Origin of the sequence: Paramaledivibacter caminithermalis DSM 15212, assembly GCF_900142245.1 — a bacterium.
In the GTDB taxonomy this organism is placed as follows: Bacteria; Bacillota; Clostridia; order Peptostreptococcales; family Caminicellaceae; genus Paramaledivibacter; species Paramaledivibacter caminithermalis.
Map to the genome: position 1 here is coordinate 1 of NZ_FRAG01000093.1, position 7,508 is coordinate 7,508.

General features: G+C 30.9%; 8 protein-coding genes. 3 read left to right on the plus strand and 5 right to left on the minus strand.

Translation table 11 applies throughout. The features are described 5' to 3' along the window. Positions 1–460: 460 nt before the first annotated feature. The 4 genes from BUB36_RS19900 to BUB36_RS17935 all read right to left on the minus strand — a co-directional run bounded on the left by BUB36_RS19900 (position 461) and on the right by BUB36_RS17935 (position 3,284). A complete protein-coding gene (locus BUB36_RS19900; RefSeq protein WP_165613144.1) occupies positions 461–637 on the minus strand; it encodes a hypothetical protein in 177 nt (58 codons plus the stop codon). A gap of 165 nt (positions 638–802) precedes the next feature. Further along, positions 803–979: a hypothetical protein gene (locus BUB36_RS19905; RefSeq protein ID WP_165613145.1), complete on the minus strand. Its 177-nt coding sequence runs from the start codon at positions 977–979 to the stop codon at positions 803–805. 225 nt (positions 980–1,204) lie between these two features. Further along, positions 1,205–2,488 carry a sensor histidine kinase gene (locus tag BUB36_RS17930; protein ID WP_165613146.1) on the minus strand — a complete coding sequence of 428 codons (1,284 nt, stop codon included), beginning with the start codon at positions 2,486–2,488 and terminating at the stop codon, positions 1,205–1,207. A gap of 100 nt (positions 2,489–2,588) precedes the next feature. After that, entirely contained in the window at positions 2,589–3,284 is a 696-nt protein-coding gene (locus BUB36_RS17935; protein ID WP_073153481.1) for a response regulator transcription factor, read from the minus strand. Positions 3,285–3,456: 172 nt separating this feature from the next. Between BUB36_RS17935 and BUB36_RS17940 the strand changes: the two genes are divergently transcribed. From BUB36_RS17940 to BUB36_RS17950, 3 genes are read left to right on the plus strand one after another with little or no spacing between them, the layout of a single operon-like run. Continuing rightward, the gene (locus tag BUB36_RS17940; RefSeq protein WP_073153484.1) at positions 3,457–5,028 is read left to right on the plus strand and encodes an HlyD family efflux transporter periplasmic adaptor subunit; all 1,572 of its coding nucleotides are present in this window, start codon (positions 3,457–3,459) and stop codon (positions 5,026–5,028) included. Position 5,029: 1 nt separating this feature from the next. Further along, positions 5,030–5,707: an ABC transporter ATP-binding protein gene (locus BUB36_RS17945; RefSeq protein WP_073153487.1), complete on the plus strand. Its 678-nt coding sequence runs from the start codon at positions 5,030–5,032 to the stop codon at positions 5,705–5,707. Between the two features lie 22 nt (positions 5,708–5,729). After that, positions 5,730–6,956: an ABC transporter permease gene (locus BUB36_RS17950; RefSeq protein WP_073153490.1), complete on the plus strand. Its 1,227-nt coding sequence runs from the start codon at positions 5,730–5,732 to the stop codon at positions 6,954–6,956. Positions 6,957–7,221: 265 nt separating this feature from the next. Here the strand turns inward: BUB36_RS17950 and BUB36_RS17955 are convergent. After that, the coding region (locus BUB36_RS17955; RefSeq protein WP_131821354.1) for a transposase at positions 7,222–7,508 on the minus strand (287 nt) is incomplete at its 5' end.

The following is a 7,508-nucleotide window of genomic DNA, read 5'->3' on the forward strand; positions in this document are numbered from 1 at the left end:
TTTTTAAAAAGTATGAGATTTTCCTAGAAAATCTCTTTGTCACACCTTCAAAATCTTCTAGAGGTCGGCGGAGAATAAACCATATTCGAATATTTAATGCAACATTAGAGCAATTTGAAAATGCAGAAATAGAGCATTTGAATACAGTGGGAATCAATCCAGTAATATAAATAACATATATCTATTGTAAAAATATGGATAAGGACTATCTTCTGATTGGAGTTGTCTTTTTGAAAATATTTATCAGTATTGTTGTGTAAATATTTTGCATTTATACAAACTTGTTATATCAATAATTCTTAGAGATTTATTCTTGACTTTTCGTAATTAATTTTATGCAACACTAGTGATATAAAATATTTATTAAATTTCATTATTTTAATACTTCTCATTATGGATATGCTAATATTTTATCTAAGAAAAAGGCATACGATTATGCCTTTTTCTTTTAATCATTGTCTTAAAAATTTTTTTGGCTATTTGCAACACTTGGAGGACTATATGTTTGCTCCGCTCCTTTAAAAGTAAATCCAACACCATAAGGATATGTAACAGATGGAGCTATACCTACATGATTATGTCCATATTTAAATGAAAACTTAACATTGCTTGCTTTTCCTACTTTAGTTAATGCCATTACTCCATAACCTGACTTACAAAAATAATTTTATAATCCCTCATCATAACCAGTCAAATCAAAACTATCTTGGTATGTATTCATCTTTTTCTCACTCATGCTAGATCTCCTTGTTACTGTTTTAGAACTATATTTATCATAATATTTGTTTATATGATAATTTAATCAATATTGATAGTAATATGGGTCTATTTGAAAATCACCATTCCAACCTACTCCGATAGAGTCAGTAAATTGAAATGCAGGTACTACATTCCACTCCCAACCAAATTCAGCCTCAACTTTTGTTCTATTTATATTGCTATCATATCTGTGTGTATTAATATAATTGTAACAATACATATCTGTAAAAGGGGTCAGGGTTGAAAAGTTGAATTATATACTATGCTAATTCAACTTTTCAACCCTGACTCTATTGTACTTCCTCAAACGATCATTTACATGTCAAACGAAACGTCCCCTTGTCATGCGTCCCCTCGTCATGGAGGATTTTGAATTATAAATAGAAAAGTTGAACCTTTTCCTTATAAGAAGGTTCAACTTTTTTATTTTAATCCCCATAATTTCTTAAGCAGAATCTGTTTTAGGAAGTGTAATAACAAACCTGCATCCATCTTTATAGGAAGTATCTAGCTCAATACCCCCGCCATGAATTTTTATTATCTCTTTACTTATTGCCAAACCAAGTCCAGTCCCACCAGTTTTAGAATTTCTAGAATTATCGGCTCTGACAAAGGGATCAAATATGCACTCTGCCAGCTCACATGGAATCCCTACTCCGTTATCTTCTATTGTTAAGACAGCCTCATTATTTGAATCCTCAAGCCTTAATTTTAGGAATGCATTTTTTTCACTATACTTTATACTATTATCTATTATGTTATTGATCGCCCTTTCAAGTTTTTGTGAATTCATTTTTATTATAATTTCTTTATCGGGTATATCAAAACAACAATCTATATGGTTTTCATCCAATTCTGGAATATAATCTACTAATATCTCCCTTATAAATTCACTAAAATCATGCTCTTCAAGCTTAATATCGCAATTGTTATTTTCCATGTGGGACAGTTCGAATAGGTCTTGAATCAAATTGTTTGCTTTCTTACTATTAGAGATAATTATATCTAAATACTTATTTCTTAAGTCCTCTTCTAATTCATTACCATAACGCAGGGTTTCAGAATATCCTAAAATATTAGTTAGGGGTGTCTTAAGATCATGGGATATATCTAGGAGCAATTTCTTTCTCTTTTCTTCTGACTTTTCCCTAAGATCTATTTCATGTTGAATTTTTTCAGACATTTGATTTATAGACTTTATTAAATAACCTAATTCGTTTTTTGACTTATAGTTAATTCTTGATGAGTAATCTCCCTCACTTATAGTTTTAACCCCTTCTAAAATTTTTTTAATAGGTCGCACCAGTGTCCTAGATGTTAGCTTAGCATATATTAATAGAACCACTAAAACGCTTATAATAAAAAATATTAAAATATATATATATAATCTTTTAAAAAATTTTACATTCTCCACTTCTGAATAGTCCGATATATAAATAAGATTAATAGTATCTTTTTCAGTAGAATAATGAAGCTCATATCCCAATGTATAATTTAATGCTAATTTGTTGAAATTGGCCTGAGGATAGGTATATCCAATGTTATGAATACTCTTATACTGGTTAATAACGGTTAACCTAGAATCTAAAATTTCAATGTAAGAGCCTTTTGGAAGTTTATGGATTTGAAAGGCTTTTTTAGGTCCATAGGTATCTATACTTTCATTTATATTAGTTAAATCTACGTCATAATGATTTTTAATACTATAGGATGCGATAACAAAAGTCAAAACCAAAACTAATATTAACAATACAAATAGAAACAAATAATTTATAAATAATTGGACAGAGATTGATATTTTCTTTATAGGATTAATATTAAAGGAAAATTTAATCATTAGACTTCACCATTCTATAGCCTACACCCCTGATTGTTTTTAAATATTTTGGTTTTCTCGGGTTATCCTCGATTTTCTCTCTAAGGTTGCTAATATGGACCATGATAGTATTATCATCCCCTAAATATTCTTCTTCCCAAACTGCTTCATAAAGCTGTTTTTTAGTAAATACCCTGCCTATATTTTTCATAAAAAGAACCAGCATATTAAATTCCTTTGGAAGCAACTCAATAACTATACCCTTCTTTTTAAATTCGTAGTTTTCCAAGTTAAGAATTAGTTCACCATTACTTAGTGTATTGATAAACTCATTAGTTGAATACTTCATATATCGTCTAAGATGTGCTTCAACCCTTGATATTATTTCAATTATACTAAAGGGTTTTATAACATAATCATCTGCACCAAGTCCAAGCCCTAATATCTTGTTAGCCTCTTCAGTCATAGCAGTCAAGAATATGACTGGCATATTGTTCGTTTCTCTAATCTTCTTTATTGTTTCAAACCCATTCATTTTAGGCATCATTACATCTAATATGAGTAGATGAATACTCTCCCTAGACAGTATTTCTAAAGCCTCAATACCATTCGAAGCTTGAAAAATTTTATAGCCCTTATTACTAAGATGGAGATCTAAAAGAGCCCGTATATCATCTTCATCCTCTGCAATTAAAATATTTATATCCATAGTTAAAACTCCCTTCGCTACTTTACATACTAATTATATTATAAAATTACAAAGATCTAAGCGGTTAAATAGATATTTAAGATTAATTTAAGGTTCCTTTAATTCTCATGTAAGAGTAGGAAGCTATAATGGATTTGTCAAATCAAAAAATTCATGTAAGGGGTAGAAAAATATGGAGAAAAAATATTTTATAATTATCATACCAATTCTAATTCTAGTAACAATAGGGACTTTTTTCTATTTAAAAGGTAACTCTAATGCTTCAATTGAGATAATAGATGAGATACAGAATACAGTTCCTGTGCAAAGAGGCGATATTGAAATGAGTATTTCAGGAAGTGGAAATATACAGTCAAAGTTGATTAAGGAATTAACAAACCGAAAGGCGGGAACTATTGTTGAAGTTCTGTCGCAAGAAGGTGACAAGGTAAATAAGGGTGATAAGATTATAGAATTGAGAAGTATAACAGACGAAGATAATGATAGTATTATAGAAAGTAATTTACAAATCTATGAAGAAGAAAATGAGCTAAGAAAATTAAAAGAAGATATAGAAAAATTTACAGTAAGGGCTCCTTTTACAGGAATAGTTGGCGAAGTTAACCATAAAAAGAATGATGAAGTTTCAAAGGGTCAGGACTTCGTAGATATTATAGATAAGAGTACGTTAAAAATTATCGCACCATTTAATAAAAGTATCGCTGAAAAAGCTTTTTTAGGACAAAGAGCTGAGATATTACTAAAGGGAAATCTCCAAAAAATAGAGGGCAAAGTAACCAATATTAATACTGAGGGCTATGGAACAGAAAATGGAGAGTTGCTTGGAAATGTAACTATTGAACTAAAAAACGAAGGTGCTTTAGTTGAAGGCCTAAAAGCTCAGGTTGGATTAGTATTTGATTTTGGAGTAAGCTATACTAATAAAATCGTAAAATTAGAGTGGAAAAATAAAGAAAAGATAAAATTCCAAATGGATGGAAAAATACAGGAAGTTTATATAAAAAATGGTCAAAAAGTAAACAAGGATGATATAATTGCAAAAATAATTAATGAAGATTATATGAAAAACATAGAAATTAAAGAAAAACGTCTTACCAATAAGAAAATTAAGTTGAAAGATAATAATAGCAAAAGAGAGCTCAATAATATCGTATTAGCACCTATTTCTGGAACCGTAGTAAAAGTCAATGTAGTAGAAGGAGAGAATATTGCCTCTGATAAGGTTGTAGCTAAAATTGCAGATTTAGATAATCTAGAAATCACCATACCAGTAGATGAATTAAATATTCTTAAGGTCAAAGAGGAACAGGAAGCTTTTATTAAGGTTCCTGCAATTGAAGGTATAGAGCTTAAGGGTAAGGTTACTAAAATTGCTCAAATAGGTGATGTACAAAACGGTATAACTAAGTATAACGTAACCATAAAGATAGCAGACTCCGATCAAGCAAAGAATCTAAGAATAGGAATGAACGCTAATGTAAGAATTGTATTAGCTTCAAGGAAAAATGTGCTAATAGTTCCTATAGCTTGTGTCAAAAAAGAAGATGATAGGTATTTTGTCAATGTGAAAGATGAGAATGAAGAAGTAAAGATGGTTGATGTCCAGGTTGGATTGGTGTCTAATGATTATGCTGAAATTATTTCTGGATTGAAAGAGGGAGACTCTGTAGTAAACAATTCTAACTATGCGGATTCTTACGGTAGTCAAAACGGAGAAGATGAACTTGAAGGAGTGGAATTTTAAAATGAATAAACCAATTATTGAAATGCGAGACATAAGAAAAACCTATGAAACTGGAGCCCTAAAAGTAGAGGTTTTGAAGGGGATTTCATTAACTGTGGAAAATGGGGAGTTTATATCTATAATTGGAGCAAGTGGTTCAGGCAAGTCAACTCTTATGAATATAATGGGATGTTTAGATACATGTACATCTGGAGAGTATATTTTAGACTCTAAGGATATAAACTCCTATTCAGAAAAGGAGTTAGCCACAATAAGAAGTGAAAAGATTGGATTCATATTTCAGAAATTTAACTTACTTAGTAAAATGAGTGCATATGAAAATGTGGAATTACCTCTTTTATATAAAGGAATCGAAAAAAAGGAACGGAAAAGGAGAGTATTAGAATCTTTGGAAATAGTTGGACTGGATGACAGGCAAGATCATAGACCAACAGAGCTGTCAGGTGGTCAGCAGCAAAGGGTAGCAATAGCTAGGGCTATTGCAGGAAAACCGCCTTTAATACTTGCTGACGAACCCACTGGAAATTTAGACAGTAAATCTACGGAAGATATTATGAATATTTTATTAGATCTTAATAAATCAGGAACTCCCCTTGTGCTAATAACCCATGATAATGACATAGCTAAGCTAGCAAGCAGAATCATTAGAATAAGCGATGGTCAGATTATAAAGGACTAAATAGATTAGAAGGGAGCCAATTATGAATATAGCTACGATTCTTAGATTATCGTTAAAGGAAATAATAGCAAATAAATTAAGATCTATACTAACAATGCTAGGAGTAATAATAGGAGTTTTCTCAATAATTGTACTGGTTTCCATAGGAGAAGGTGCATCTGCCAATATAAAGAAAGAAATATCTAAGGAAACAAATCTTATTAAAGTTGAAATGTTTCCAAATGATGAAGAAAAACAAATGGATTATGATAGAGTCTTAGGCTTTTACAAGAAGTTAGATATTAAAAATATATCACCGATTTTAGATCAACAGCCACAGGCTAAGTATAAAAAGATCGAGAAAAATATTTCCCTAAAGGGTGTTGACCATACCTATGGGACTATGATTAATGCAAAACTTAAAAGTGGAAGGTTTATAGCAGCTTTAGATGTGGATTATCGTAAAAAAGTAGTTGTAATAAATGAAAAAGCTGTTAAAACCTTCTTTAAGGATGAATACCCCATCGGGAAAGATATAAAAATAAATGGAGATGATTATAGTGTCGTAGGCATCATAGCAAACAGAGAGGTCTCTATGTATGAACGGCTTAGTGAAGAATTGATAGCCCCCATAACAACGGTTCAAAGAAATTTTGGAGTGAAATCAATAAATAAAGTTCATATCAAAGTGAACGATAAAGAAAAGGTTATTCTTATCTCTCAAAAAATTGAAGAGGCTTTAAAAAAGTTCTACAATACTAAGAAAAATAAAGTCTCTAATGAGGATGGCGTAGATGATGAGTACGAAGGCTACCAATTTAATGATCAGTTTTATGTATATACACCTGAGAAAGAGATGAAGCAAGTGCAAAAGATGACGCGAACATTTTCCCTTATGCTTGGGGGAATAGCAGGAATCTCCTTACTAGTCGGTGGTATAGGAATTATGAATATAATGTTTGTATCAGTAACTGAAAGAACTAGGGAAATAGGAATAAGGAAGGCACTAGGAGCTCAAAGAAAAAACATATTGATACAGTTCTTAATAGAATCAGGTGTAGTAAGTGGCATGGGAGGAATATTAGGAATAGGTCTTGGAATATTGTCAAACTTTTTAATAGGAAAATTCTCACCATTGAAACCAGTATTAAATATCAAAGTAATGCTAATTGCATTTACATTTTCAGTAGCTGTAGGTATAATATTTGGTATTTATCCTGCAAATAAGGCTGCAAAACTAAAGCCTATAGATGCACTAAGGTATGAATAGAAAATTGACTAAGAGAGTGTCTCTCAGAAGAGTCTGTCATATAATGTGTGTCTAAAGGAAAATATTCTCCTAGCTGACAAGATGAATGTATAAGAGATTAGATATGTAATTTATTGAGTTATTTATATTATTGGCAAAATTTTATGATTATACATATAAAATTTTGCCAATAATTTTTTATAATGGGGAAAGTATGCCATAGGTCAGTAAAATTTATTATTTTTACCTATGGAACATTTCCCTTATTGATTTTTCAATCTGCACCTTAAAGATAAGGCTGTATTCTTCCTTCAAAGAATATCATCAGTTGGTTAAGTGCGATATCCCATTTACCATACCTTCTGGTCCATTTCTTTGTGATGTTTTGGCTAGCTAAGTAAAGAATCTTCTCTAAGGCTTCCTTCGATGGGAATATTGTCTTTGTCTTTGTTACTTTCCTAAACTGACGATATAAGCTTTCTATGGGATTTGTGGTGTACATTATACTTCTAATTTCACTTGGAAATTTAAAGAATGGTGATAGTACATCCCAATTCATCTCCCAGCTACTAA

Excerpts from the sequence above, each read along its gene's own strand:
- BUB36_RS17945 (WP_073153487.1), top strand. The coding sequence starts at position 5,030 with ATGAATAAACCAATTATTGAAATGCGAGACATAAGAAAAACCTATGAA.
- BUB36_RS17935 (WP_073153481.1), bottom strand. The coding sequence starts at position 3,284 with ATGGATATAAATATTTTAATTGCAGAGGATGAAGATGATATACGGGCT.
- BUB36_RS17950 (WP_073153490.1), top strand. The coding sequence starts at position 5,730 with ATGAATATAGCTACGATTCTTAGATTATCGTTAAAGGAAATAATAGCA.
- BUB36_RS19905 (WP_165613145.1), bottom strand. The coding sequence starts at position 979 with ATGTATTGTTACAATTATATTAATACACACAGATATGATAGCAATATA.
- BUB36_RS19900 (WP_165613144.1), bottom strand. The coding sequence starts at position 637 with ATGGCATTAACTAAAGTAGGAAAAGCAAGCAATGTTAAGTTTTCATTT.
- BUB36_RS17940 (WP_073153484.1), top strand. The coding sequence starts at position 3,457 with ATGGAGAAAAAATATTTTATAATTATCATACCAATTCTAATTCTAGTA.